This is a genomic window from Enterobacter sp. 118C5, from assembly GCF_034107645.1.
In the GTDB taxonomy this organism is placed as follows: Bacteria; Pseudomonadota; Gammaproteobacteria; order Enterobacterales; family Enterobacteriaceae; genus Enterobacter; species Enterobacter nematophilus.
This window is the reverse complement of the sequence record NZ_JAWNEU010000006.1, coordinates 140,434-164,840: the sequence shown is the minus strand read 5'-3', so window position 1 is coordinate 164,840 and position 24,407 is coordinate 140,434. Positions and strand designations below refer to the sequence as shown.

Genomic DNA, 24,407 nt, shown 5'->3' with positions numbered 1-24,407 from the left:
ATAATGAGGGAATTTGAATGAGCTTTTTTATTTCTGATGCGGTAGCGGCAACAGGTGCTCCGGCGCAGGGCAGCCCGATGTCTCTGATCCTGATGCTGGTTGTGTTCGGTCTGATCTTCTACTTCATGATCCTGCGCCCACAGCAGAAGCGTACCAAAGAGCACAAAAAGCTGATGGACTCCATCGCGAAAGGCGATGAAGTGCTGACCAACGGTGGCCTGGTCGGTCGCGTAACCAAAGTGGCTGAAAGCGGCTACATTGCTATCGCCCTGAACGACACCACTGAAGTGGTTATCAAACGTGACTTCGTAGCTGCCGTTCTGCCGAAAGGCACCATGAAGGCGCTGTAATCCCAACTTTTCCCAAAGGGAACTGCCGTGTTAAACCGTTATCCTTTGTGGAAGTACATCATGCTGGTCGTCGTGATTATCGTCGGCCTGCTGTACGCGCTTCCCAACCTGTATGGTGAGGATCCGGCTGTTCAAATCACTGGCGCGCGCGGTGTCGCCGCCAGTGAGCAAACGCTGATCCAGGTCCAGAAAACGTTACAAGAAGAAAAAATTACCGCTAAGTCTGTGGCTCTGGAAGAGGGTGCAATTCTTGCTCGCTTCGACACCACCGACACGCAGCTCCGCGCTCGCGAAGCGCTGATGGGCGTGCTGGGTGACAAATATGTCGTGGCGCTTAACCTTGCTCCTGCAACCCCTCGCTGGCTGGCTGCGCTGAACGCAGAGCCAATGAAGCTGGGTCTTGACCTGCGTGGCGGCGTTCACTTCCTGATGGAAGTGGATATGGATACCGCGCTCGGCAAGCTGCAGGAACAGAATATCGACAGCCTGCGCAGCGATCTGCGCGACAAAGGCATCCCATACACTACCGTGCGTAAAGAAGATAACTACGGCATGAGCATCACGTTCCGCGACAGCGCGGCGCGCGATCAGGCTGTAGATTACCTGACCCAACGTCACCGTGACCTGGTGATCACCTCTCAGGGCAGCAACCAGCTGCGTGCGGTGATGACCGATGCGCGTCTGAAAGAAGCGCGTGAATATGCCGTTCAGCAGAACATCAACATTCTGCGTAACCGTGTGAACCAGCTGGGCGTAGCTGAGCCGCTGGTACAGCGTCAGGGTGCTGACCGTATCGTGGTTGAACTGCCGGGTATCCAGGATACCGCGCGTGCGAAAGAGATCCTCGGTGCGACCGCGACGCTGGAATTCCGTCTGGTAAACTCCAACGTTGACCAGTCCGCCGCGGCGTCTGGCCGTATTCCGGGTGACTCCGAAGTGAAACAGACTCGCGAAGGTCAGCCGGTTGTGCTGTACAAACGCGTGATCCTGACCGGTGACCACATCACCGACTCCACTTCAAGCCAGGACGAGTACAACCAGCCGCAGGTTAACATCTCGCTGGATAGCGCGGGTGGTAACATCATGTCTAACTTCACCAAGGACAACATCGGCAAACCGATGGCGACCCTGTTCGTGGAGTACAAAGACAGCGGTAAGAAAGATGCAAACGGCCGTGCGGTGCTGGTGAAAGAGGAAGAGGTGATTAACATCGCCAACATCCAGTCTCGTCTGGGTAACAGCTTCCGTATTACCGGTATTAACAACCCGAACGAAGCGCGTCAGCTCTCGCTGCTGCTGCGTGCCGGTGCGCTGATTGCGCCAATTCAGATTGTTGAAGAACGTACCATTGGTCCAACTCTGGGTATGCAAAACATCCAGCAGGGTCTGGAAGCGTGTCTGGCCGGTCTGGCGGTCTCTATCCTCTTCATGATCTTCTTCTATAAGAAGTTTGGTCTGATTGCGACCTCCGCGCTGATCGCGAACCTGGTGCTGATCATCGGCATTATGTCCCTGCTGCCAGGGGCGACGCTTACCATGCCGGGGATTGCGGGTATCGTTCTGACCCTTGCGGTGGCGGTTGACGCCAACGTACTGATTAACGAACGTATCAAAGAAGAGTTGAGCAACGGTCGCTCTGTTCAGCAGGCGATTGACGAAGGCTATAAAGGCGCGTTCAGCTCCATCTTCGATGCGAACGTAACAACACTGATTAAGGTTCTTATCCTGTATGCAGTGGGTACTGGCGCGATCAAAGGCTTTGCGATTACCACCGGTATCGGTGTCGCAACGTCAATGTTTACCGCTATTGTCGGCACCCGTGCCATCGTGAACCTGCTGTACGGCGGCAAGCGCGTCAAAAAGCTGTCTATCTGAGGAGTGCGTTGTGGCACAGGAATATACTGTTGAACAATTGAACCATGGCCGTAAAGTCTGGGACTTTATGCGCTGGGACTACTGGGCCTTCGGCATTTCAGGCTTACTGCTGATTCTGTCCATCATCGTTATGGGCGTGAAAGGCTTTAACTGGGGGCTGGATTTCACCGGTGGTACGGTCATCGAGATCTCCCTGGAAAAACCGGTCGATATGGACCAGATGCGCCTGTCTCTGCAGAAAGCGGGCTTTGAAGAGCCGCTGCTGCAGAACTTCGGCAGCAGCCGCGACATCATGGTGCGTATGCCGCCGGTGCACGATGCCAACGGCAGCCAGGAGCTGGGCAGCAAGGTCGTACAGGTCATTAACGAGACCACCAGCCAGAGCGCGGCGGTCAAGCGTATTGAGTTCGTCGGCCCGAGCGTGGGTGCGGACCTGGCGCAAACCGGCGCCATGGCGCTGCTGGTGGCGCTGATCTCCATCCTGGTTTACGTTGGTTTCCGCTTTGAGTGGCGACTGGCGGCCGGTGTGGTTATCGCCCTGGCGCACGACGTGGTGATCACCATGGGCATACTGTCTCTGTTCCACATTGAGATTGACCTGACCATCGTGGCATCCCTGATGTCCGTAATCGGTTACTCACTGAACGACAGTATCGTGGTATCTGACCGTATCCGTGAAAACTTCCGTAAGATCCGTCGCGGCACGCCGTACGAAATCTTTAACGTGTCGTTGACCCAGACGCTGCACCGTACCTTGATCACATCCGGTACCACCTTAATGGTGATCCTGATGCTGTTCCTGTTCGGTGGCCCGGTGCTGGAAGGCTTCTCGCTGACCATGCTGATCGGTGTCTCCATCGGTACAGCGTCGTCAATCTACGTCGCGTCCGCTCTGGCACTGAAACTTGGCATGAAGCGCGAGCACCTGCTCCAGCAGAAAGTCGAGAAAGAAGGGGCGGATCAGCCGTCCATTCTGCCGTAAGGCGACGTTTAGCGCGTTATCGGAATCCCGGTCTTTTGGCCGGGATTTTTTTATCTGCCCCTGACAAACACTCCTGACAGTATGCTGTCAGGAGCCCTGCCGTAGACTCCTTCTGAACCCAAACAACAGGCAGGAGGATGTATGAAAAGCGTAATTAACTGGTTTGAAATTCCGGTCTCGGATATGGATCGCGCCATCAAATTTTATGAGCCGGTGATGCAGCTCGCGCTGCGTCGCGAGAAAATGGACGTGGCTGAACTGGCGGTTTTCCCGCATGAGGATCCGTATACCGGGGGGGCGCTGGCAAAATTTGACGGCGTTACGCCGTCTTTGCAGGGCGCTATTATTTACCTGCATACTGACAACCTGGCGGCCACGCTCGATCGCATTGCCTCGGCGGGCGGCGAGTGCGTGTTTGGCCCGCTGGAACTGCCGCACGGTATCGGCACTATCGCACTGTTTACCGACAGCGAGGGTAACCGCGTCGGCCTTCATCAACCTGCCTGAGAGCGAATGACGTTATGACCCGACGCGCTGACCGTTTGTTTCAGATTGTGCAGATCCTGCGGGGCAGGCGTCTGACAACGGCAGCGCATCTGGCGGAGCGGCTTGGCGTCTCCGAGCGCACGGTCTACCGCGATATCCGCGACCTCTCGCTTTCCGGCGTGCCGGTGGAGGGCGAGGCGGGAAGCGGATATCGCCTCATGTCGGGCTTTGACCTGCCGCCGCTGATGCTGACAAATAAGGAGTCCGAGGCGCTGATGGTCGCGATTCGCCTGCTCAAAACCTGGGGTGGGGAATCGTTGTCGCGCGAGCTGGAGTCGGCCCAGGAGAAGGTGCTGGCTATCCTGCCCGAGGAGAGCCGCCGGAAGGCGGAGCAGACGCGGATCTACGCCCCGGAATTCTGCATGCAAAGCCACTCCCGCAGCGATTTTGACATGATCCATCAGGCGATTTCCGCCCAGCGCGTGCTGGCGCTGCATTATCGTGATGAAGCCGGTCAGCTCTCAAAGCGTGAGGTACAGCCGCTGGGGCTGTTCTTCTGGGGGGAACGCTGGCTGCTGGCGGCGTGGTGTGAACGGCGCGATGATTATCGCTGTTTCCGGCTCGACCGGTGTCTCAATATAGTGATGACGGAGAGGCGGTTCAGCGAGAGTGCGGACAGGTCTTTGGCGGATTTTTTGCGGAAAGTTAAGCAGTAAAAAGCCGGGTGGCGAGGTAAAAGCAAAACGGCAATGTCTATTGCCGTTTTTAGTGTTTGTACCCTCTCCCTGTGGGAGAGGGTCAGGGTGAGGGCATCAGCCCGCACGGTCCCGCACTGATTAGAAGTTATAACCTACGACCAGGTAACCACCCCAGCCGGTAGAGCGGACGCTAAAGTCGCCGTTACCGAAGTTCAGGCTCGCGTCGTCGTTCCACTGGCCACCGTTGTGCCAGTAACGCGCAACTACAGAGTAGTGCCAGTGATCGTAGTTCAGCGCCAGGATGTGGCTGGAGGCGATGGAATCGTTGGTACGCGCTTTCTTGCCGTTCAGGTCACGGAAATCGTCGTCGCCCAGGTCTGAACCCCAGTCAAAGTTGGTGAAGCCGATGTAGCTCAGATTACCGCCCCACAGCTGGGTAATTGGCACAAAGTATTTCACTTTGAAACGGTAGCCGTCCCACTCGTTTTCATTCGCAGCGCCGTAGTTCTGCCACTGGTATTTCGCGTACACGTTCAGGGACAGGCTCATTGGCAGGCCGGTGTCGATGTCGGTACCCAGACCCATATACCAGGTGCTCTGACGACCGGATTTATTGCGGCCCATGTCGTAGATATAGTTGTTCGCGAAGTACCACTCTTTAAACGGACCAAACGCCAGGCTGGTACCGGTCAGCTTGTCGATGGAGAAGCGCGGTTCGATCTCCATGAACAGTGGGGAACCGTGGTTCCAGATACCTTTCGCATCGGTGTTACCACCGAAGAATACTGGCGCATCCATATAGCCGTAGAAATCAAACCAGTCTTTCTTGGCGAACGCTTCGTATTCCAGGTAAGTATCGTTGCGGATCTGTGGTCCGAAACGGGTGTGGTAGCTGCCTACCACGTTAACGCTCTGGTGCCACCAGTCGGAGAGGTATTGTGGTTTCTCGTTTTCCGCTGCGTTAACAGTGAAAGAGGAGGACAGTGCCAGAACTGCACCGGCTGCGAGTAATGTTTTTTTCATAATCATGCCACTGATTGAAATTCCCTTCCGGGAGTGAAAAATGCGCGAATTGCGTTTCTAAATATTTCGTGTTTCTGCGGTGCCTATTATAGGAATCCCTGCTCACAAAAATATGTGTTGTTTCACATATCTCTCACACGCGTAATCGATTGCGTTCACGTTTGCGTACTTTAAACGGCCGGGATTGTAGCGGCAATCATTTCTGTTGCCAATCCATACGAAATGTAAATGTTAGCGGAGTGACATTTCACTCCGCTCAAAAGGAAGGGATTATTGCGCGGCGGGTTGGATATCGTGAATGCGGATAAAGCCTAACTGCTCGGGGGATAGGCCGCTTAGCTGAAGCGGAATATCTACATCGCTTGGCGCTAACACGCTGGCCGGAGCGGTGAACAGCTGATTCTTCACGTTCACCTCCTGGTAGCTCTCCGTGGTGCCCTGGATCTGGCCCCACTCTACGGTGCCGCTGAAGGCGGGCAGCGGATCGTTAGATTCGCCATGAATACGCAATGTTGCGCGCGTACCATCCGCATTCGCCGCCACGTTCACCAGCGACATTTTCAGCGTGCCGATCTGGCTGTTAAGCAGGGCAGGCGTATTCGCCCCCGGCAGCAGATATACCCCGCTGGTGGATTTAGCGTTCAGCGCGTTTTGCTGGGTGATCTTCACCGTTTCTTTGTTCAGTTTGTCCATCGCCGTGTTGAGCGTATTCACGCTTTGTTTCATCTGGCGGACTTCGGTTTGCTGTGCACAGGCACTAAGGGTGAAGAGGCTCCCCACCAGTAAAATTCTCAGGTAACGTCTTGTCATAGCGTTTATTTCCTTGAAATAACGGATCCCCATAATGGTAGCCAGCAACGTACCGCCAGACATAGATCCTTTGTCTCAAAAAAGCTCTTCCTTTGTTGTCAGGCCAGATCAGGGTAAAATGAAAATCAGTTAACCGGATAACAGGGATACCGTATGCATTGCCCATTCTGCTCCGCTGTGGATACCAAAGTCATCGACTCTCGCCTTGTGGGCGAAGGGTCTTCAGTGCGCCGTCGTCGGCAGTGTCTGGTGTGCAACGAGCGTTTCACGACCTTTGAGGTTGCAGAGCTGGTAATGCCGCGCGTGGTAAAAAGTAACGACGTGCGCGAGCCGTTTAACGAAGAGAAACTGCGCAGCGGAATGCTGAAGGCCCTCGAAAAACGGCCCGTCAGCGCGGATGACGTTGAAATGGCGTTAAACCACATTAAATCTTACCTGCGTGGCCTGGGTGAGCGTGAAGTGCCGAGCAAAATGATCGGCAACCTGGTGATGGAGCAGTTGAAAAAGCTCGATAAGGTCGCCTATATCCGCTTCGCCTCTGTCTACCGCAGTTTCGAAGATATCAAAGAGTTTGGCGAAGAGATCGCCCGCTTACAGGATTAAGCTCATGCAGGATGAGATTTACATGGCGCGAGCCATGAAGCTGGCGCAGCGCGGTCGTTTTACCACCCATCCCAACCCGAACGTCGGGTGCGTTATCGTGAAAGATGGCGAGATCGTGGGGGAAGGGTATCACTATCGCGCAGGCGAGCCGCATGCGGAGGTCCATGCGTTGCGCATGGCTGGTGAGAAGGCGCGCGGTGCCACCGCCTATGTGACGCTTGAGCCCTGCAGCCACCACGGGCGGACGCCGCCGTGCTGCGAAGCGCTGATCGCGGCGGGCGTAGCTCGCGTGGTGGCTGCGATGCAGGATCCGAATCCGCAGGTAGCCGGGCGCGGTCTGTACCGCCTGCAGCAGGAAGGGATCGACGTCAGCCATGGGCTGATGATGCAGGATGCGGAAGCCCTGAATAAAGGCTTCCTGAAGCGCATGCGCACCGGTTTTCCGTATATTCAGCTCAAGCTGGGCGCTTCGCTGGACGGCCGTACGGCGATGGCAAACGGTGAAAGCCAGTGGATCACCTCGCCTCAGGCAAGGCGCGATGTGCAACGCCTGCGCGCGCAAAGCCATGCTATCCTCACCAGCAGTGAAACCGTTCTGGCTGACGATCCGGCCATGACCGTGCGCTGGAACGAACTGAATGCCGATACCCAGGCGCTTTATCCGCAGGAGAACCTGCGCCAGCCGCTGCGTATTATCATTGATAGCCAGAACCGCGTGACGCCGGAGCACCGCATCGTCCAGCAACCGGGGGAAACCTGGATTGCGCGCACCAAAGAAGATACGCGCGATTGGCCGGAAGGCGTGCGCAGCGTTATGGTGCCGGAGCACAATGGCCGCCTCGATTTAGTGGTGCTGATGATGCTGCTCGGCAAGCAGCAGGTGAACAGCATCTGGGTCGAAGCCGGTCCGACGCTCGCCGGCGCGCTGCTTCAGGCGGGGCTGGTGGATGAACTGCTCGTCTACGTTGCGCCTAAACTGTTAGGTCACGACGCGCGCGGCCTGTTTGTGCTGCCCGGCCTTGAAAAACTGGCCGACGCACCGCAACTCACATTCAGCGAGATTCGTCCGGTGGGTCCGGATGTCTGCCTCCATTTAACGACAGCGTAATTGCTCCCGAAATAGGGAAGCAGTGCGCAAAGTATTATGATAAAATCCGCCCCCCTGCGGGGCCAAATGAACCCGTAAAGGAAGAGTATGAACATTATTGAAGCTGCTGTAGCTACCCCGGACGCTCGCGTCGCCATCACCATTGCGCGTTTCAACAACTTCATCAACGACAGCCTGCTGGAAGGTGCGATTGACGCCCTGAAACGTATCGGCCAGGTTAAAGATGACAACATTACCGTTGTTTGGGTTCCAGGCGCTTACGAACTGCCACTGGCGGCGGGCGCGCTGGCGAAAACCGGTAAATACGACGCGGTGATTGCGCTGGGTACCGTTATTCGTGGCGGCACTGCGCACTTCGAATACGTTGCGGGCGGTGCAAGCAACGGTCTGGCACACGTTGCGCAGGATGCTGAAATTCCTGTCGCGTTCGGCGTGCTGACCACCGAAAGTATTGAACAAGCCATCGAACGTGCTGGCACCAAAGCCGGTAACAAAGGTGCAGAAGCTGCACTGACCGCGCTTGAAATGATCAATGTATTGAAAGCCATCAAGGCCTGATTTTTTTGTAAGGGGAATTCCGTGAAACCTGCTGCTCGTCGCCGCGCCCGTGAATGTGCCGTTCAGGCGCTTTACTCCTGGCAGTTGTCCCAGAACGACATCGCTGATGTTGAATACCAGTTCCTGTCAGAACAGGACGTGAAAGACGTTGACGTTCTGTACTTCCGTGAACTGCTGTCGGGAGTGGCGACTAATAGCGCGTATCTCGATGGCCTGATGAAGCCATACCTGTCCCGTCTGCTCGAAGAGCTGGGCCAGGTGGAAAAAGCAGTGTTGCGTATCGCGCTGTTTGAGCTGTCTAAACGTGATGATGTGCCGTACAAAGTGGCCATCAACGAAGCGATCGAACTGGCGAAAACCTTCGGCGCTGAAGACAGCCACAAGTTCGTTAACGGCGTACTTGATAAAGCAGCACCTGCGATCCGTCCCCACAAAAAGTGATCCGCAAACCGGAGTTCTGCATTGCCTGACGGGCAGTGCGGCTCCGGTTTTTTCTTTTATTTGCTGAGGCATAACGTATGGCATGCGGCGAATTCTCCCTGATTGCCCGTTATTTCGACCGTGTCAGAACCTCTCGTCTTGATGTTGAAACCGGCATTGGCGATGACTGTGCACTTCTCAATATTCCTGAAAAGCAGACGCTGGCAATCAGCACCGACACCTTAGTGTGCGGACGTCATTTTTTACCGGATATCGATCCTGCCGATCTGGCGTATAAAGCGCTGGCGGTTAACGTCAGCGATCTGGCCGCGATGGGGGCCGATCCTGCCTGGCTGACGCTGGCCCTGACCCTGCCAGAGGTGGATGAAGCCTGGCTGGAAGCCTTTAGCGACGCGCTGTTTGAGCAGCTGAACTACTACGATATGCAGCTGATTGGCGGCGATACGACTGCCGGGCCGCTGTCGATGACGCTGGCGATCCACGGCTATGTGCCGCTCGGTCGCGCGCTGAAGCGCTCGGGCGCTAAGCCGGGCGACTGGATCTACGTGACCGGTACCCCGGGAGACAGCGCGGCAGGGCTGGCGATCCTTCAGGATCGCTTAACCGTAAAGGACGCTGATGATGCAGCGTATCTGGTGAAGCGCCACCTGCGCCCGACGCCACGTATTCTGCACGGTCAGGCGCTGCGCGAGCGGGCCAGCTCGGCTATCGATCTCTCTGACGGGCTGATTTCCGATCTCGGCCATATCCTGAAGGCCAGCGGGGTGGGCGCGCGCGTTGACCTGGATCTGTTCCCGCTGTCAGAGCAACTGTTTCGCCATGTGGAACCTGAGCAGGCGCTGCGCTGGGCGCTGTCCGGGGGAGAAGACTACGAGCTGTGCTTCACGGTGCCCGAGCTGAACCGCGGAACGCTCGACGTGGCGTTAGCGCATCTCGGCGCGAAATTTACCTGCATCGGTCAGATCATGCCGGAAAGTGAGGGGCTGAAGTTCGTGAAAGACGGTGCGCCCGTTACGCTGGACTGGAAAGGGTACGATCACTTCGGGTAAGTTCGTGCGCTCAGTATTGCCGGGGGCGGCTACGCCTTACCCGGCCTACGGATTAGATTACTTAAACCCCACGACTGGATGCGGCTGATACGGCGTCTCCAGCTCGGCAATCTGCTCCGGCGTCAGGGATAAATCCACCGCGCTCAGCAGCTCATCCAGCTGCTCTTCCCGCGACGTGCCGATAATCGGTGCCGCAACCCCGCGCTTGCTCAGCAGCCACGCCAGCGCCACCTGCGCACGGGTGGCACCAGTATCGTCGGCGATCCCGGCTAACCGTTCGGCAATTAGCGCATCGCTGGCTTCGGTACCGGAATAAAGATTTTTTCCCACTTCATCTGATACCAGACGAGCCGTAGTTTCTCCCCACGGGCGGGTTAAACGTCCGCGTGCGAGCGGGCTCCATGGGATCACCGCCACGCCTTCCTGATAGCAGAGCGGCAGCATCTCGCGCTCTTCTTCGCGGTAGATCAGGTTGTAGTGATCCTGCATGGTGACAAAGCGCGCCCAGCCGTGCTGCGCCTGGAGATCCAGCGCCTGGGCAAACTGCGACGCGAGCATAGACGACGCGCCGATATAGCGTGCCTTACCGGCTCTCACCACGTCGTTGAGCGCCTCAAGCGTCTCCTCGATCGGCGTGTTGTAATCCCAGCGGTGAATTTGCAGCAGGTCGACGTAATCCATGTTCAGGCGTCTGAGGCTGTCATCAATAGAGCGGAGGATCTGCGCGCGGGAAAGGCCCTGAGCCAGGTCGCCCACCGGGTAGTAGACCTTGGTGGCGACGACAATCTCATCCCGACGGGCAAAATCGCGCAGGGCGCGGCCGACAATCTCCTCGCTGCTGCCGTCGGAGTAGCTGTTAGCGGTGTCAAAGAAGTTAATGCCGCCTTCAATGGCGCGTTTGATAATCGGGCGGCTGCTCTCTTCCGGCAGCGTCCAGGCGTGGTTTCCCCTGTCGGGCTCGCCAAAGGTCATACAGCCCAGGCACAGCCGGGAAACGTTAAGGTCGGTTTTTCCTAATGTTGTGTATTGCACGGTCCGCTCCTGCTGTTTAAACATTACGTTTAAGCATAGCAGGAGCGGAAAAGGGGAGGGTCAGTCCAGCCAGCTGCGGATTTTGGCTTCGATACCGGCAGCGTCCAGGCCAATCGCCGCACGCGCTTCGTCCTGGGTACCTTGCGGGATGAAATAATCCGGCAGGCCGAGGTTCAGCACCGGCACGGCCTTACGGTTTGCCATCAGCACTTCGTTCACGCCGCTGCCCGCGCCGCCCATGATGGCGTTTTCTTCCAGCGTGACCAGCACGTCATGCGTCTCAGCCATATTCAGGATCAGGGACTCATCCAGCGGCTTCACAAAGCGCATATCCACCAGGGTAGCGTTCAGCGTTTCAGCCGCTTTTGCCGCCTCCGGCATCAGCGTGCCGAAGTTCAGGATCGCCACCTTCTCGCCGCGACGCTTCACCAGACCTTTACCGATCGGCAGTTTTTCCAGCGGCTGGAGCTCAACGCCCACCGCATTGCCGCGCGGGTAGCGAACCGCGCTTGGGCCATCCTGATAGTGGTAGCCGGTAAACAGCATCTGACGACATTCGTTCTCGTCGCTTGGCGTCATGACAACCATATCCGGGATACAGCGCAGGAAGGAGAGATCGAACGCGCCCTGGTGCGTCTGGCCGTCGGCACCGACGATGCCCGCGCGGTCGATGGCAAACAGCACCGGCAGCTTCTGGATAGCCACGTCGTGGATCACCTGATCGTAGGCGCGCTGCAGGAAGGTGGAATAGATAGCAACAACCGGTTTGTAGCCGCCAATCGCCAGCCCCGCGGCAAACGTCACCGCGTGCTGCTCGGCAATCGCCACGTCGAAATACTGGTCAGGGTATTTTCTGGAGAACTCCACCATGCCGGAGCCTTCGCGCATGGCCGGGGTGATCGCCATCAGCTTGTTGTCTTTCGCTGCGGTTTCGCACAGCCAGTCGCCGAAGATTTTGGAATAGCTCGGCATGCCGCCGCTGCTTTTTGGCAGGCAGCCGCTGGACGGGTCGAATTTCGGCACCGCGTGGAAGGTGATCGGATCTTTCTCCGCCGGCTCGTAGCCACGCCCTTTTTTGGTCATGATGTGCAGGAACTGCGGGCCTTTGAGGTCGCGCATGTTCTTGAGCGTGGTCACAAGCCCCAGCACGTCGTGACCGTCAACCGGGCCAATATAGTTAAAGCCCAGCTCTTCAAACAGCGTGCCCGGCACGACCATGCCTTTGATATGTTCTTCGGTACGCTTGAGCAGCTCTTTAATCGGCGGTACGCCGGAGAAGACTTTTTTGCCGCCTTCGCGCAGCGATGAGTAAAGCTTGCCGGAAAGCAGCTGTGCCAGATGGTTATTCAGCGCGCCGACGTTCTCGGAGATCGACATTTCGTTATCGTTGAGGATAACCAGCATGTCCGGCTTGATATCGCCCGCGTGGTTCATGGCCTCGAAGGCCATGCCGGCGGTGATGGCTCCGTCGCCAATCACGCAGACGGTGCGGCGCTGCTTGTTCTCTTTCTCGGCGGCAACGGCAATACCGATGCCCGCAGAAATGGAGGTCGATGAGTGGCCGACGCTCAGCACGTCATACTCGCTCTCACCGCGCCACGGGAACGGGTGCAGGCCGCCTTTCTGACGAATAGTGCCAATTTTATCGCGACGTCCGGTCAGAATTTTGTGCGGATAGGCCTGGTGGCCGACGTCCCAGATAAGCTGATCGAACGGCGTGTTATAGACGTAGTGCAGCGCCACGGTCAGCTCTACCGTGCCAAGCCCGGAGGCGAAATGGCCGCTGGAGCGGCTTACGCTGTCGAGCAGGTAGCGACGCAGCTCGTCGCACAGCTTCGTCAGGCTCTCTTTCGGCAGCAGACGTAACTCCTGGGTGGAGTCAACTAACGCCAGTGTCGGGTATTTGGCAATATCAAAACTCATCAAAGGCTCATCGAGATATATAGTTTATTTATCACGCTGGATTATATAGTCCGCTAGCGCTTCCAGTGCCGAGGTATCCAGCGATTGCGCGGCCAGTTCATTCAGCGACTGGCGGGCATCGTCAATCAGATCCCGGGCTTTACGTTGGGCTTGCTCAAGACCCAGCAGGGCGGGGTAGGTACTTTTGCCAAGCTGCTGGTCCGCACCCTGACGTTTACCCAATGTTGCAGTATCGCCCACCACATCCAGAATGTCATCCTGAACCTGGAATGCCAGACCGATACTTTCTGCGTATCTGTCCAGAATCGGCAGGGCTTTGCGCCCTTGCTCACCCGCGCTCAGCGCGCCCAGGCGAACGGCGGAACGAATAAGCGCGCCCGTCTTATGGCGATGAATACGCTCCAGCTGTTCCAGATTAACCTGACGTCCTTCCGCTTCTAAATCCAGCGCCTGACCGCCGCACATGCCGGCCACGCCGCTGGCCATCGCCAGCTCAGAGATCATCGCCAGGCGGTCGCGGTCGGCCACTTCCGCCATCGGCGCGTCGCTCAGAATCGAGAACGCCAGCGTTTGCAGAGCATCACCCGCCAGAATAGCATTCGCCTCGCCAAACTTAATGTGGCAGGTTGGCTGACCCCGGCGCAGATCGTCGTCGTCCATCGCCGGGAGATCGTCGTGAATCAGTGAATAAGCGTGGATGCACTCAACGGCTGCTGCCGGGGCGTCCAGCGTGTTATCGCTGATGCCAAACATATTGCCGGTGGCGTATACCAGAAACGGGCGCAGGCGCTTTCCACCCAAGAGTGCGCCATAGTGCATGGCTTCAACCAGTGGAGTGTTCTGAAAAGGCTGTGGCGCAATAAATCGGCGCAGGGCGTCGTTGGCGCGCACGACGCGCGCCTGAAGCTCGTTGGCAAAATCCATTTACTCGGCGTCCGGTGTGAAAGGCGTGGTTTTCGCGTCTTCGCTGTCGGAGAGCAGGATCTGCACGCGCTGCTCGGCCTGCTGCAGTTTGACCTGCCCCTGGCGCGCCAGCTGCACGCCACGTTCGAATTCGTTAAGCGCCTCTTCCAGCGGGAGATCGCCGCTTTCAAGACGGGTAACGATTTGCTCCAGTTCACTCAGCGCAGTTTCGAAACTGGCCGGTGCGTCGTTCTTCTTCGGCATAGTGAATTGACTCTTATATTCTCAGCCCTGATATGGTAACGGACTCGGGCGGATAAGCAAATAACGCGCAATGTGCACAGGAGCGGCGCGATGGTGGTATACTTGCGCGCCTGGATGCAGCCACGGGTGTGGGCTGCTGTACTCTTTTCCATTACAAGCCTTAATACGCTTGCCTAAGAAACATTGCCGCCATGAAGTTTATCATTAAATTGTTCCCGGAAATCACCATCAAAAGCCAATCTGTGCGTTTGCGCTTTATTAAAATTCTCACCGGGAACATTCGTAACGTATTAAAGCACTACGACGAAACCCTCGCCGTGGTGCGCCACTGGGACCACGTGGAAGTGCGCGCCAAAGACGAAAATAAACGTCAGGATATTCGCGACGCCCTGACCCGTATTCCGGGTATCCACCATATTCTGGAAGTGGAAGATGTTCCGTTCACCTCCCTGCACGACATCTTCGAGAAAGCGCTGGTCCAGTACCGCGACCAGATCGAAGGCAAAACCTTCTGCGTGCGCGTGAAGCGTCGCGGCAAGCACGAATTCAGCTCTATTGAAGTGGAACGTTACGTCGGCGGCGGTCTGAACCAGCACGTTGAGACCGCGCGCGTACGTCTGACCAACCCGGACGTGACCGTTAACCTGGAGATCGAAAACGATCGCCTGCTGCTGGTGAAAGGGCGCTATGAAGGCATCGGCGGCTTCCCGATCGGCACCCAGGAAGATGTGTTGTCCCTGATCTCAGGCGGCTTCGACTCCGGCGTCTCCAGCTATATGCTGATGCGTCGCGGCTGTCGCGTGCATTACTGCTTCTTCAACCTGGGCGGCGCGGCGCACGAAATCGGCGTTCGTCAGGTGGCGCACTACCTGTGGAACCGCTTCGGCAGCTCCCACCGCGTGCGTTTTGTGGCGATCAACTTTGAGCCAGTGGTCGGCGAAATCCTCGAAAAAGTGGACGATGGCCAGATGGGCGTGATCCTGAAACGTATGATGGTGCGCGCGGCGTCCAAAGTCGCTGAACGCTACGGCGTGCAGGCGCTGGTCACCGGCGAAGCGCTGGGCCAGGTCTCCAGCCAGACGCTGACCAACCTGCGTCTGATCGACAACGTGTCTGATACGCTGATCCTGCGTCCGCTGATCTCCCACGACAAAGAGCACATCATCGACCTGGCGCGCGAAATCGGCACCGAAGATTTTGCCCGCACCATGCCGGAATACTGCGGCGTGATCTCGAAAAGCCCGACCGTCAAGGCGGTGAAGGCGAAGATCGAAGCGGAAGAAGAGAACTTCGACTTTAGCATTCTGGAAAAGGTGGTGGCGGAAGCGTCCAACATTGACATCCGCGAAATTGCCCAGCAGACCGAGCAGGAAGTCGTTGAAGTTGAAACCGTGAGCGGCTTCGGCGCTAACGATGCGATTCTGGATATTCGCTCTATTGACGAGCAGGATGACAAGCCGCTGGTGGTGGACGGCGTGGAGGTGGTTTCTCTGCCGTTCTACAAGCTGAGCACCAAGTTTGGCGACCTCGATCAGAGCAAAACGTATCTGCTGTGGTGTGAGCGTGGGGTGATGAGCCGCCTGCAGGCGCTGTATCTGCGCGAGCAGGGCTTTGCGAATGTGAAGGTGTATCGCCCGTAGTGTATTGCCGGGGAGTGCGGCCTGTTGCCCTCACCCCGGCCCTCTCCCAAGGGGAGAGGGAGAACACCTATTCGTAATAATTATAAATCCCCGCCGGCATTACCAGCGATGACGCCACTTCGTAGGCCTTCTCCCGCCCTACCAGCAGATCAATAATCTTCAGCGCAAAATCAATCGCGGTGCCCGGTCCCTGGCTGGTCAGCAGGTTGACGCGCGGATCCCAGACGACGCGTTTGTCCACCCACTGGTCTTCCGGGATCGTATCCTTCAGCCCCGGGAAGCCGGTCATATTGCCGATGGGGAAGATATCGTGCGGAACCAGAACCGTTCCAGCGGCGGCACAGATTGCCGCGACGATACGGCCAGATAAATGGAACTGACGTACGGTCTCGACCAGCAGCGGGCTGTCGCGAAAACATTCCGCGCCTTTTAAGCCGCCGGGCAGGACGATGATGTCGTAATCGCCGTCAGCCACCTGAACAAGCGGCGCGTCTGCCAGGATTTTCACCCCTCGGGAACAGGTGATTGCCAGATTGCCGTCACTGGCAACGCTGGCGGTTGTTACCTTAATGCCGCCACGTACCATTAAATCAATGGTGGTGACCGCTTCCATCTCTTCGCTACCAGGGGCGAGGCAGATCAGTGCCGACGCGCTCATATTCACTCTCCTTACGTTTAACCAGGTCATACAGACGGGCGTTTTCCGGCACGGCGATGCCGTGCGCGCGGGCGCGCTTTAGCAGATAGCCGGTAATGTAGTCTATCTCCGTATGGCGTAATGCCCGAACGTCCTGCAGCATCGAGGAGATGTTCTCAGCCGTACTCTCAATAACCTGCTCGACATAACAGCGTAAATCCTCTGCTGAGGTGTGCAGGCCTTCGCGCTCAATGACCGACGCGACTTCTGCACAGAGGGACGCCACCTCCTGCGGATGGTTTTTCAGCTCCCCGTTCGGGCAGTTCCACAGCGCCGTCAGCGGATTGATCACGCAGTTTACGGCCAGCTTACGCCACAGCTGAGGGCGGATGTTGTTGTGCCAGGCGACGTCCGGCAATACCTTTTGCAGCACGTCTGCCAGATAGCTGTAATCCCCATCCTGTGTTCTGGCCGGGCCGATGTGCGTCACGCCGCTGGCGACATGCACGATAATAGTGCCGTCGCGACGCGCGGCGTGGGTGGTGGTCGCCATCAGCAGAGGCTGCGGGACGCTTTTCAGCTCATCAAGGGTTCCCATCCCGTTATGCAGCAGCAGAATGGGGGACGTGGGGGGGAGCTGCGCGGCCAATGTCTTGACCGCATCCGAGACCTGCCACGCCTTGAGCGTCACCAGCAACAGGTCGCTTTGCGCCAGGAAATCAGGATCGTTCGCGGTGAGGGATTCGTTAAAAATGCTTTCGTCTTCACCAATCAGGTTGACGCTGCAATAGGGCTGGGGCACGCGCAGCCAGCCCTGAACCTCATGTCCGTGCTTGCACAGCGCGGTTAGCCACAGCTGACCGAGCGCTCCGCATCCGAGCACCGTAATTTTCATTGTTCCTCCTCACCTGCAACTGCGCCAGGTGTTACAGCTTAATTATACAGCTAAGCTTCTGTTGAGTTATGCCTCGTAGCGGGTATTATGCAACGCAACAAAAGTGAAGGGAGAAGAAAAGATGCCATCTTTCGATATTGTTTCCGAAGTTGATATCCAGGAAGTTCGCAACGGCGTTGAGAACGCAACCCGCGAAGTTGAGTCACGTTTCGATTTTCGCGGCGTTGAGGCGACGTTTGAGCTGAACGACGCAAATAAGACCATTAAGGTGCTGAGCGAGTCTGATTTCCAGGTGAATCAGCTGCTCGACATTCTGCGCGCTAAGCTGTTAAAACGCGGCATTGAAGGGACGTCTCTGGACGTGCCGGACGAGTTTGTCCACAGCGGTAAGAACTGGTTTGTAGAAGCCAAACTGAAGCAGGGCATCGAGAGCGCGGTGCAGAAGAAGATCGTTAAGCTTATCAAAGACAGCAAGCTGAAGGTGCAGGCGCAGATCCAGGGCGAAGAGATTCGCGTGACCGGTAAATCTCGCGATGACCTCCAGTCCGTGATGGCGCTGGTGCGCGGCGGAGATTTGGGACAGCCGTTCCAGTTTAAAAACTTCCGCGATTAAGACAGAAAAGCCCGGTTCAACCGGGCTTTTTTCAGGCTTTGAGCGCCTGCTCGACCTCAAAGCGGTTCGTCACTTTGCTGTCTATTTTGACGTAAGCGCTGCGCTCTTCCGGGACAATGAGCACCTCTGTCACGCCCTCTTTTGCTTCCAGACGCTGCTTCAGCGCATCGCTGATTTCCACCTCATCCGGTATCTCCACGCGCAGGCTGCTTACGTAGCGCGGCTCTTTCATGGTGCTGGCGACCAGCAGCCAGGCTGTCGCCAGCAGCGCGCCCGCGAGAAATACGGTTTGGGAATCAAACAGGCCGTCCACCCAGCCGCCGAGCGAGCCGCCAATCGCCACGCCGAGAAACTGGCTGGTGGAGTAAATGCCCATCGCCGTGCCTTTGTAACCGGCCGGAGACTCTTTGCTGATAAGCGACGGCAGCAGCGCTTCCATCAGGTTAAACGCCAGGAAGAACAGCTGTACGCCGGCAACCAGCTCCCAGAAGTGCGGGCCGGAGCCCCAGAGCACGATCTCGGCGATCAGCAGCAGCGCCACGCAGCCCACGAAGACGCGCTTCATTTTGCGCTTCACTTCGGCATAGATAATGAACGGCACGACGGAGACAAACGAAATCAGCATCGTCACCAGATAGATTTTCCAGTGCTCAGCCGCCGGGAAACCCGCCGCGGCAAGCTGGCCGGGCAGGGCGACAAAGGTCGACATCAGCAGAATGTGCAGGCACATGATGCCGAAGTTTAGCTTCAGCAGGCGCGGTTCGACGAGCACTTTGCTGAAGCAGCCTTTTACCATGCCTGATTCACGGTTCAGAACGTGGTTTTTGCTGTCCGGCACAACCCACAAAGTCAGCGCGATCCCGATGGTCGCCAGCACGGCAATCATCCAGAACAGGGCGTGCAGGCCGAGAGTATGGGTGATAATCGGGCCCAGCACCATCGCAATCGCGAAGGTCACGCCAAAGCTCACGCCGATAAACGCCATCGCCTTCGTGCGGTTCTGTTCGCGGGTGAGGTCTGACAGCAGCGCCATCACGGCGGCGGCAATCGCGCCGGAGCCCTGCAGGGCGCGGCCAAGAATAATGCCCCAGATGGAGTGGGAGAGGGCGGCAATGACGCTACCGAGAACAAAAATAAGCAGACCGCCGACAATCAGCGGCTTTCGGCCCACCCTATCGGAGAGCAGACCAAACGGGATCTGAAATATCGCCTGGGCAAGGCCGTAGATACCAATTGCCAGGCCAATCAGCGCCTCGCTGGCTCCTTGAAGCGCCATGCCGTACGTGGTCAGAACAGGCAGGACCATAAACATGCCAAGCATCCGTAGCGAGAAGACAGTCCCTAAGCCCCAGGTCGCGCGTAGCTCGCCTGGCGTCATTTTATAATCGTTCATTACCACCTCAGTTCAAAAGCAGGCCATAGTGTAGTGCGGGGAAGGGGCGGGGTAAATAAAGGGTTATTTAACAAATATTACATGCGTTATTAATGGATTTGGTGAATAAAAAAGGGTGCCGAAGCACCCTTTTATTCACCTGCGAATCTTACCAGACGTAAGTCAGCAGGTTATGTGAATCCGGCACCATGAAGTCTACGGACATCATCACGGACAGCGAGGTGATGGCAACGATAGAGAACACAAACAGCTTGCGCGCCCAGACTTTGTCATCTTCCACTTTATAACCGCGCAGGGCCATACCGAGCCACCAGACGCTCACCGCAGCTGCTACCGCCAAATATTTATACCCGGCGTAGCCACCCAGAGAGAGCATCAGCGTTGCCACGGCAAAAGCGATGATGTAGAGCGTGATGTGGTTCTTGGCAACCGAAATGCCCTTCACGACCGGCAGAACCGGGATGTTCGCTGCCTGATAATCCTTAAAGCGGAAAATCGCGATGGCATAGGAGTGCGGCATCTGCCACAGGCTAAAGATAGCCAGCAGGATCAGCGCACCGCTGTCGAACTCGTTCGTGACCGCGCAGTAGCCAATCACCGGCGGCGCAGCGCCGGAGAGAGAACCAATCAGCGTGCCGTAGACGGAGTGACGTTTCATATACAGGCTGTAGACGCCTACATACACCACGAACCCCATCACCCCCAGCCAGCAGGCCAGCGGGTTAGCACCAAACCACAGCAGCATAAAGCCAGCAATACCCAGCAAGGTGGCGTACACCAGCGAGACGGAAGGGGCGATCAGGCCTTTAACCAGCACCCGATTTTTGGTCCTTTCCATCTTCTTGTCGATATCCATGTCGATGTAGTTGTTAAATACACAACCGGACGCAACAACCAGTGACACACCGACCAGCGTAGAGATAAAGAGGGCGTAATCAATGCTGCCTTTAGAGGCCAGCAGGAACCCTCCGATCACGGAGATCAGGTTGCCAAAGATGATGCCTGGTTTCGTTACTTGCAGGTATTGCTTAAACATACTCGCCGCTCTTAGTGAACCATCATGTTGTAGTTGAGGTTCCACATAATCCAGATGGAACCGACTACCAGGATTGCGATGATAATCACGGTAAAGATAAAGGCTGTCATATTCCAGCCTTCATCGGACTTGGTGTTCATGTGCAGGAAGCAAACCAGATGCACCAGAATCTGAATCACCGCGGTCACCAGGATTGCTCCCAGGATAACCGGCTTGGACGCAGAACCGCTCATCACCATCCAGAACGGGATCACCGTCAGGATGATCGACAGGATGAAACCTGTCATGTAGGTTTTTACGCTGCCGTGGGAAGCGCCATGATCGTTAGAATGACTCATTACATCGCCCCCATTAGATAGACAACAGAGAACACACAGATCCATACCACGTCCAGGAAGTGCCAGAACAGGCTCAGGCACATAATACGGGTACGGTTAGTGCTGGTCAGGCCGCGGCGGGAGATCTGGAACATCAGAACTGCCATCCAGATCAGACCCGAGGTCACGTGCAGACCGTGGGTACCCACCAGCGCGAAGAACGCGGACAGGAAGCCACTGCGATCCGGGCCGAAGCCTTCCATAATCAGGTGATGGAATTCATAGATTTCCATCCCGATAAAGCCAGCACCAAACAGCCAGGTCAACGCCAGCCAGGAGACAACCTGGCTCTTGTTGTTTTTGTACATGGCGATAGCCGCCATGCCGTAGGTGATAGAGCTGAATAACAGCAGTGCGGTTTCAACCAGAACGAACGGCAGTTCAAAGATGTCCTTGCCGGTCGGGCCGCCCGCTGTGCCGTTCACCAGAACGGCATAGGTCGCGAACAGACAGCAGAACAGAATGCAGTCGCTCATCAGGTAGATCCAGAAACCGAAGACTTTGGTCGGTCCTGTATCGTGGTGCGCATGTTCATGCGCGTGGGCAGTTGAGTGCGCCAGAGTATCAGTTGCCATTTTTCAGCCCCGCTTTAGAAATCTCGTCGAAATGCTGATTTTCCAGCTTTTCAACTTCACGGACTGGTACGTAGTAGTCCACGTCCTCGTCAAAGCTCTTCACAATCCAGCTGATTACGATGCCAGCGAAGCCAACAATCGCCATCCACCAGATGTGCCAGATCATTGCGAAACCAAATACCGTTGCGAAAGCGGCAATCACGATGCCCGCAGCGCTGTTTTTCGGCATATGGATCTCTTCGTAATGCTCAGGTTGCTTGTACGCTTCACCTTTTTCTTTCATTTCCCAGAATGCGTCACGCTCGTGAATGTGCGGCACTACGGCAAAGTTATAGAACGGCGGTGGAGAAGAGGTTGCCCACTCCAGCGTACGGCCACCCCATGGGTCACCGGTCAGGTCGCGGTTCAGGTTACGGTCGCGGATGGACACGTAGTACTGAATCAGCTGGCACAGAATACCGCAGGCAATCAGCGCTGCACCGCCCGCTGCAACCATCAGCATTGGGTGGAACTGCGGATCGATCTGCTGGCTCAGACGACGGGTCATACCCATGAAGCCCAGCACGTACAGCGGCATAAACGCCACGAAGAAGCCAATGATCCAGAACCAGAACGCGCGTTTACCCCAAGTTTCGTTCAGCGTGAAGCCAAACGCCTTAGGCCACCAGTAAGTCACACCTGCGAAGCAGCCGAAGACCACGCCGCCGATGATAACGTTATGGAAGTGCGCAATCAGGAACAGGCTGTTGTGCAGAACGAAGTCAGCACCTGGTACCGCCAGCAGTACGCCGGTCATCCCACCCACGGAGAAGGTCACGATGAAGCCGATGGTCCACAGCATTGCTGAGTGGAACACGATACGGCCCTGGTACATGGTGAACAGCCAGTTGAAGATCTTCACCCCGGTAGGGATGGCGATAATCATGGTGGTGATACCGAAGAAGGCGTTTACGTTCGCGCCCGCACCCATAGTGAAGAAGTGGTGCAGCCAAACGATGAACGACAGAACGGTAATACACACGGTTGCCCACACCAGCGAGGTGTAACCAAACAGACGTTTACGCGAGAAGGTTGCCGCGATTTCGGAGAACACACCGAAGACAGGCAGAACCAGAATGTACACTTCCGGGTGACCCCAGGCCCAAATCAGGTTGATGTACATCATCATGTTGCCACCCATATCATTCGTGAAGAAATGGGTGCCCAGGTAGCGGTCCAGGGTCAGCAGCGCGATGGTGACGGTCAGAATTGGGAACGATGCGATAATCAGTACGTTGGCGCACAGAGATGCCCAGGTAAATACCGGCATCTTGAACATCGTCATACCAGGAGCACGCATCTTCAGGATGGTCACGAAGAAGTTGATACCGGTCAGGGTTGTACCGACACCGGAGAGCTGAAGCGCCCAAATCCAGTAGTCAACGCCAACACCCGGACTGTACTCAATTCCCGACAGCGGCGGGTACGCCAGCCAGCCGGTCTGCGCGAATTCGCCCACGCCCAGTGACAGGTTAACCAGGATTACGCCGACAACCGTGAACCAGAAGCTCAGGTTGTTCAGGAACGGGAACGCGACGTCGCGCGCGCCGATTTGCAGCGGAACGACAACGTTCATCAGACCGATTACCAGCGGCATCGCCACGAAGAAGATCATGATAACGCCGTGGGCGGTAAAGATCTGGTCGTAGTGGTGCGGTGGCAGGAAGCCGGCTTCGCCTGCAGACGCAAGTGCCTGCTGGCTACGCATCATGATCGCATCCGCAAAGCCACGAATTAACATGACGATACCGACGATGCAGTACATGATACCGAGTTTTTTGTGGTCAACCGAAGTCAGCCACTCATTCCACAGGTAGCTCCACTTACCGAAGTAAGTGATCAGGCCAACTAAGGCCGCGCCACCAATGATAATTGCAGCCACCGTAACCATGATAATCGGTTCATGGTAGGGCACTGCATCCAGTGTCAATTTTCCGAACATTTTCTTCCTCGGCCCCTTAGTGAGCGGTTTCCGCGTGGCTCATGTCCATGCCTTCCATACCTTCGTGCGCGCTGTGCTCGCCTTCTGGCTGGGTCATGTCCATGCTCTTGCCGTGATCCATAAATTTGCCAATGACGTCTTTGAACAAATCAGGTTTCACGTTAGAGAAGTACTCCACCTTGTTGTATTCGCTAGGTGCAGCCACTTTTTCGAACGCCGCCATGTCAGACATGGTGTTTGGAGACTGCTTCGCTTTTTCAACCCACTGGTCGAAAGCGGCACGGTCCGGCGTCGCAATAGCTTTGAACTTCATACCTGAGAAGCCCGGGCCGCTATAGCTGGCGGAGATACCATCGTAGGTGCCTGCTTCATTCGCGATCAGATGCAGGTTTGTCTGCATACCGGCCATCGCGTAAATCTGGCTACCCAGACGCGGGATGAAGAAGGAGTTCATTACGGAGTTGGAGGTCACTTTGAACTGAACCGGAGTGTTCGCCGGGAAGGCGATTTCATTCACGGTAGCAATGCCCTGCTCTGGATAGATGAAGAACCATTTCCAGTCCATGGAGACCACTTCAATGGTAATAGGTTTTTCATCGTGAACCAGCGGCTTGCTTGGCTCTAGTGCGTGAGTGGTTTTCCAGGTCAGTACGGCAAGGAACAGGATGATCAGGATAGGTACCGTCCAGACCACAGCTTCAACTTTGTTGGAGTGTGACCAGTTCGGGCTATACTTCGCATCTTTATTGCTCGCACGATACTTCCAGGCGAAACCAACAGCCATCAAAATGGCAGGAATAACCACAATCAACATCAGGCCAAAAGCCGTCAATATCAGTGAACGTTGTTCCAGTCCAATCTGTCCTTTGGGGTCTAGTAGTGCAGAATCACAGCCACTGAGTAATACAGTGCCTGCGAATAATGACAACCATCCCAAACTTTTATTGTATTTCCTGAGTCTCATTTAACGACCTCAATTCCACGGGAGTCTGGTGGCGTTTAAAGTGTGCGGGCATTTTACGGGAAGGTTACATTACTGTAAACATCATTAGGCCTGTGTCAGGAAGGTGTTACCGGGTTCTGCCGCACGTGTCACAAGTGTTGCAGATTATGTCGGTTTTTATGACCGAAGCCGCATGATATGGGCTTTATAAC

At 56.3% G+C, this 24,407-nt stretch carries 26 protein-coding genes; 12 read left to right on the top strand and 14 right to left on the bottom strand.

Annotated elements, in window-relative coordinates:
- Positions 1-17: 17 nt before the first annotated feature.
- From yajC to UTO39_RS13315, 5 genes are all read left to right on the top strand, one after another.
- A complete protein-coding gene (gene yajC, locus UTO39_RS13335; protein ID WP_000007630.1) occupies positions 18-350 on the top strand; it encodes a preprotein translocase subunit YajC in 333 nt (110 codons plus the stop codon).
- A 27-nt stretch (positions 351-377) separates the two neighbouring features.
- The gene (gene secD, locus UTO39_RS13330) at positions 378-2,225 is read left to right on the top strand and encodes a protein translocase subunit SecD (protein WP_071888278.1); all 1,848 of its coding nucleotides are present in this window, start codon (positions 378-380) and stop codon (positions 2,223-2,225) included.
- 10 nt (positions 2,226-2,235) lie between these two features.
- Positions 2,236-3,207 carry a protein translocase subunit SecF gene (gene secF / locus UTO39_RS13325; protein ID WP_028012143.1) on the top strand — a complete coding sequence of 324 codons (972 nt, stop codon included), beginning with the start codon at positions 2,236-2,238 and terminating at the stop codon, positions 3,205-3,207.
- Positions 3,208-3,348: 141 nt separating this feature from the next.
- Positions 3,349-3,714 carry a VOC family protein gene (locus tag UTO39_RS13320; RefSeq protein ID WP_061099054.1) on the top strand — a complete coding sequence of 122 codons (366 nt, stop codon included), beginning with the start codon at positions 3,349-3,351 and terminating at the stop codon, positions 3,712-3,714.
- 14 nt (positions 3,715-3,728) lie between these two features.
- On the top strand, positions 3,729-4,409 hold the full coding sequence (locus UTO39_RS13315; protein ID WP_061099053.1) for a YafY family protein: 681 nt from the start codon (positions 3,729-3,731) through the stop codon (positions 4,407-4,409).
- Positions 4,410-4,529: 120 nt separating this feature from the next.
- Here the strand turns inward: UTO39_RS13315 and UTO39_RS13310 are convergent, their stop codons facing one another.
- A complete protein-coding gene (locus UTO39_RS13310) occupies positions 4,530-5,414 on the bottom strand; it encodes a nucleoside-specific channel-forming protein Tsx (RefSeq protein WP_028012146.1) in 885 nt (294 codons plus the stop codon).
- 270 nt (positions 5,415-5,684) lie between these two features.
- The gene (locus tag UTO39_RS13305) at positions 5,685-6,224 is read right to left on the bottom strand and encodes a DUF3251 domain-containing protein (RefSeq protein ID WP_061099699.1); all 540 of its coding nucleotides are present in this window, start codon (positions 6,222-6,224) and stop codon (positions 5,685-5,687) included.
- Between the two features lie 153 nt (positions 6,225-6,377).
- Here UTO39_RS13305 and nrdR point away from each other — a divergent pair, with 153 nt between their 5' ends.
- The 5 genes from nrdR to thiL all read left to right on the top strand — a co-directional run bounded on the left by nrdR (position 6,378) and on the right by thiL (position 9,983).
- A complete protein-coding gene (nrdR, locus tag UTO39_RS13300; protein WP_008503337.1) occupies positions 6,378-6,827 on the top strand; it encodes a transcriptional regulator NrdR in 450 nt (149 codons plus the stop codon).
- A 4-nt stretch (positions 6,828-6,831) separates the two neighbouring features.
- Positions 6,832-7,935, top strand: coding sequence for a bifunctional diaminohydroxyphosphoribosylaminopyrimidine deaminase/5-amino-6-(5-phosphoribosylamino)uracil reductase RibD (gene ribD, locus UTO39_RS13295; RefSeq protein WP_320727360.1), 1,104 nt, complete (start codon positions 6,832-6,834; stop codon positions 7,933-7,935).
- An 87-nt stretch (positions 7,936-8,022) separates the two neighbouring features.
- Positions 8,023-8,493 carry a 6,7-dimethyl-8-ribityllumazine synthase gene (gene ribE, locus UTO39_RS13290; protein WP_006176874.1) on the top strand — a complete coding sequence of 157 codons (471 nt, stop codon included), beginning with the start codon at positions 8,023-8,025 and terminating at the stop codon, positions 8,491-8,493.
- Between the two features lie 21 nt (positions 8,494-8,514).
- Positions 8,515-8,934: a transcription antitermination factor NusB gene (gene nusB, locus UTO39_RS13285; protein WP_006809908.1), complete on the top strand. Its 420-nt coding sequence runs from the start codon at positions 8,515-8,517 to the stop codon at positions 8,932-8,934.
- Positions 8,935-9,011: 77 nt separating this feature from the next.
- Positions 9,012-9,983, top strand: a complete 972-nt coding sequence (gene thiL, locus UTO39_RS13280) for a thiamine-phosphate kinase (RefSeq protein WP_320727359.1) — start codon at positions 9,012-9,014, stop codon at positions 9,981-9,983.
- Positions 9,984-10,040: 57 nt separating this feature from the next.
- On the opposite strand, the gene UTO39_RS13275 is transcribed toward thiL, so the two are convergent.
- Genes UTO39_RS13275 through xseB form a run of 4 tightly spaced genes read right to left on the bottom strand, consistent with a single transcriptional unit; the run spans position 10,041 to position 14,105 of the window.
- Entirely contained in the window at positions 10,041-11,015 is a 975-nt protein-coding gene (locus tag UTO39_RS13275) for an aldo/keto reductase (RefSeq protein ID WP_320727358.1), read from the bottom strand.
- Positions 11,016-11,075: 60 nt separating this feature from the next.
- Positions 11,076-12,938, bottom strand: coding sequence for a 1-deoxy-D-xylulose-5-phosphate synthase (dxs, locus tag UTO39_RS13270; RefSeq protein ID WP_320727357.1), 1,863 nt, complete (start codon positions 12,936-12,938; stop codon positions 11,076-11,078).
- A 24-nt stretch (positions 12,939-12,962) separates the two neighbouring features.
- On the bottom strand, positions 12,963-13,862 hold the full coding sequence (gene ispA, locus UTO39_RS13265) for a (2E,6E)-farnesyl diphosphate synthase (protein ID WP_008503332.1): 900 nt from the start codon (positions 13,860-13,862) through the stop codon (positions 12,963-12,965).
- Entirely contained in the window at positions 13,863-14,105 is a 243-nt protein-coding gene (xseB, locus tag UTO39_RS13260; RefSeq protein WP_008503331.1) for an exodeoxyribonuclease VII small subunit, read from the bottom strand.
- Between the two features lie 191 nt (positions 14,106-14,296).
- Here xseB and thiI point away from each other — a divergent pair, with 191 nt between their 5' ends.
- Complete coding sequence (gene thiI / locus UTO39_RS13255) at positions 14,297-15,745, top strand: tRNA uracil 4-sulfurtransferase ThiI (RefSeq protein WP_320727356.1); 1,449 nt, start codon at positions 14,297-14,299, stop codon at positions 15,743-15,745.
- Positions 15,746-15,812: 67 nt separating this feature from the next.
- Here thiI and yajL read toward each other — a convergent pair whose 3' ends face one another.
- Both yajL and panE read right to left on the bottom strand, forming a co-directional pair.
- Positions 15,813-16,403: a protein deglycase YajL gene (gene yajL, locus UTO39_RS13250; RefSeq protein WP_320727355.1), complete on the bottom strand. Its 591-nt coding sequence runs from the start codon at positions 16,401-16,403 to the stop codon at positions 15,813-15,815.
- Positions 16,366-17,277: a 2-dehydropantoate 2-reductase gene (gene panE / locus UTO39_RS13245; RefSeq protein ID WP_320727354.1), complete on the bottom strand. Its 912-nt coding sequence runs from the start codon at positions 17,275-17,277 to the stop codon at positions 16,366-16,368. Before panE ends, yajL begins: the two co-directional genes overlap by 38 nt.
- 121 nt (positions 17,278-17,398) lie before the next feature.
- On the opposite strand from panE, the gene UTO39_RS13240 reads away from it, so the two are divergent.
- Positions 17,399-17,890, top strand: coding sequence for a YajQ family cyclic di-GMP-binding protein (locus UTO39_RS13240; RefSeq protein ID WP_320727353.1), 492 nt, complete (start codon positions 17,399-17,401; stop codon positions 17,888-17,890).
- A 31-nt stretch (positions 17,891-17,921) separates the two neighbouring features.
- On the opposite strand, the gene UTO39_RS13235 is transcribed toward UTO39_RS13240, so the two are convergent.
- The 6 genes from UTO39_RS13235 to cyoA form a co-directional block, all read right to left on the bottom strand.
- Complete coding sequence (locus tag UTO39_RS13235; RefSeq protein WP_253540918.1) at positions 17,922-19,283, bottom strand: MFS transporter; 1,362 nt, start codon at positions 19,281-19,283, stop codon at positions 17,922-17,924.
- 148 nt (positions 19,284-19,431) lie between these two features.
- Complete coding sequence (gene cyoE, locus UTO39_RS13230) at positions 19,432-20,319, bottom strand: heme o synthase (RefSeq protein WP_061099044.1); 888 nt, start codon at positions 20,317-20,319, stop codon at positions 19,432-19,434.
- Between the two features lie 11 nt (positions 20,320-20,330).
- The gene (locus UTO39_RS13225; protein ID WP_006176899.1) at positions 20,331-20,657 is read right to left on the bottom strand and encodes a cytochrome o ubiquinol oxidase subunit IV; all 327 of its coding nucleotides are present in this window, start codon (positions 20,655-20,657) and stop codon (positions 20,331-20,333) included.
- Positions 20,657-21,271, bottom strand: coding sequence for a cytochrome o ubiquinol oxidase subunit III (locus UTO39_RS13220; protein WP_003859057.1), 615 nt, complete (start codon positions 21,269-21,271; stop codon positions 20,657-20,659). The genes UTO39_RS13225 and UTO39_RS13220 overlap by 1 nt, the downstream gene beginning before the upstream one ends.
- Entirely contained in the window at positions 21,261-23,252 is a 1,992-nt protein-coding gene (gene cyoB, locus UTO39_RS13215; RefSeq protein WP_028012157.1) for a cytochrome o ubiquinol oxidase subunit I, read from the bottom strand. The genes UTO39_RS13220 and cyoB overlap by 11 nt, the downstream gene beginning before the upstream one ends.
- Positions 23,253-23,268: 16 nt before the next feature.
- Positions 23,269-24,216 carry a cytochrome o ubiquinol oxidase subunit II gene (gene cyoA / locus UTO39_RS13210; protein ID WP_008503322.1) on the bottom strand — a complete coding sequence of 316 codons (948 nt, stop codon included), beginning with the start codon at positions 24,214-24,216 and terminating at the stop codon, positions 23,269-23,271.
- Positions 24,217-24,407: the final 191 nt, after the last annotated feature.

Bases quoted from the DNA above. Each gene is read 5' to 3' on its own strand.
- yajC (WP_000007630.1), top strand. From the start codon at position 18: ATGAGCTTTTTTATTTCTGATGCGGTAGCGGCAACAGGTGCTCCGGCG.
- UTO39_RS13320 (WP_061099054.1), top strand. From the start codon at position 3,349: ATGAAAAGCGTAATTAACTGGTTTGAAATTCCGGTCTCGGATATGGAT.
- UTO39_RS13315 (WP_061099053.1), top strand. From the start codon at position 3,729: ATGACCCGACGCGCTGACCGTTTGTTTCAGATTGTGCAGATCCTGCGG.
- UTO39_RS13310 (WP_028012146.1), bottom strand. From the start codon at position 5,414: ATGAAAAAAACATTACTCGCAGCCGGTGCAGTTCTGGCACTGTCCTCC.
- UTO39_RS13305 (WP_061099699.1), bottom strand. From the start codon at position 6,224: ATGACAAGACGTTACCTGAGAATTTTACTGGTGGGGAGCCTCTTCACC.
- nrdR (WP_008503337.1), top strand. From the start codon at position 6,378: ATGCATTGCCCATTCTGCTCCGCTGTGGATACCAAAGTCATCGACTCT.
- ribD (WP_320727360.1), top strand. From the start codon at position 6,832: ATGCAGGATGAGATTTACATGGCGCGAGCCATGAAGCTGGCGCAGCGC.
- ribE (WP_006176874.1), top strand. From the start codon at position 8,023: ATGAACATTATTGAAGCTGCTGTAGCTACCCCGGACGCTCGCGTCGCC.
- thiL (WP_320727359.1), top strand. From the start codon at position 9,012: ATGGCATGCGGCGAATTCTCCCTGATTGCCCGTTATTTCGACCGTGTC.
- dxs (WP_320727357.1), bottom strand. From the start codon at position 12,938: ATGAGTTTTGATATTGCCAAATACCCGACACTGGCGTTAGTTGACTCC.
- ispA (WP_008503332.1), bottom strand. From the start codon at position 13,862: ATGGATTTTGCCAACGAGCTTCAGGCGCGCGTCGTGCGCGCCAACGAC.
- xseB (WP_008503331.1), bottom strand. From the start codon at position 14,105: ATGCCGAAGAAGAACGACGCACCGGCCAGTTTCGAAACTGCGCTGAGT.
- thiI (WP_320727356.1), top strand. From the start codon at position 14,297: ATGAAGTTTATCATTAAATTGTTCCCGGAAATCACCATCAAAAGCCAA.
- yajL (WP_320727355.1), bottom strand. From the start codon at position 16,403: ATGAGCGCGTCGGCACTGATCTGCCTCGCCCCTGGTAGCGAAGAGATG.
- panE (WP_320727354.1), bottom strand. From the start codon at position 17,277: ATGAAAATTACGGTGCTCGGATGCGGAGCGCTCGGTCAGCTGTGGCTA.
- UTO39_RS13240 (WP_320727353.1), top strand. From the start codon at position 17,399: ATGCCATCTTTCGATATTGTTTCCGAAGTTGATATCCAGGAAGTTCGC.
- UTO39_RS13235 (WP_253540918.1), bottom strand. From the start codon at position 19,283: ATGAACGATTATAAAATGACGCCAGGCGAGCTACGCGCGACCTGGGGC.
- cyoE (WP_061099044.1), bottom strand. From the start codon at position 20,319: ATGTTTAAGCAATACCTGCAAGTAACGAAACCAGGCATCATCTTTGGC.
- UTO39_RS13225 (WP_006176899.1), bottom strand. From the start codon at position 20,657: ATGAGTCATTCTAACGATCATGGCGCTTCCCACGGCAGCGTAAAAACC.
- UTO39_RS13220 (WP_003859057.1), bottom strand. From the start codon at position 21,271: ATGGCAACTGATACTCTGGCGCACTCAACTGCCCACGCGCATGAACAT.
- cyoB (WP_028012157.1), bottom strand. From the start codon at position 23,252: ATGTTCGGAAAATTGACACTGGATGCAGTGCCCTACCATGAACCGATT.
- cyoA (WP_008503322.1), bottom strand. From the start codon at position 24,216: ATGAGACTCAGGAAATACAATAAAAGTTTGGGATGGTTGTCATTATTC.